Source organism: Campylobacter sp. Cr9, assembly GCF_020138295.1.
Classification (GTDB): domain Bacteria; phylum Campylobacterota; class Campylobacteria; order Campylobacterales; family Campylobacteraceae; genus Campylobacter_E.
In genome coordinates this window covers 1-375 of the sequence record NZ_JACGBH010000045.1, presented here as the reverse complement: position 1 = coordinate 375, position 375 = coordinate 1, and the positions used below count along the sequence as shown (strand labels likewise).

General features: G+C 38.4%; 1 protein-coding gene. It reads left to right on the top strand.

The window, feature by feature from the left end; all coding sequences use genetic code 11:
- A partial coding sequence (locus tag AVANS14531_RS09150; protein ID WP_336612165.1) for a flagellin occupies positions 1–375 on the top strand: 375 nt, incomplete at its 5' end.

Genomic DNA, 375 nt, shown 5'->3' with positions numbered 1-375 from the left:
CAAGCAGATGCAATGGGCTTTAACGCTAATGAATGGCAAGCAGGAGATAATGGCGATAACCAAAACGGCTACGCAGCAGGTGTTATGACACTAAAAGGCGCTCAAGCTATGATGAATATTGCTGAAACTGCTCAAAAAGCTCTTGAAGCAATTCGTTCAGACCTTGGTTCTGTACAAAACCAACTTGTTTCAACTGTAAATAATATTTCAGTTACTCAAGTAAACGTAAAAGCTGCTGAAAGTAATATTAGAGATGTTGACTTTGCAGAAGAAAGTGCTACATTTAGTAAGCACCAAATACTAGCTCAATCAGGTGTTTATGCAATGAGCCAAGCTAACGCTGTTCAACAAAACGTAATGAGATTATTACAGTAG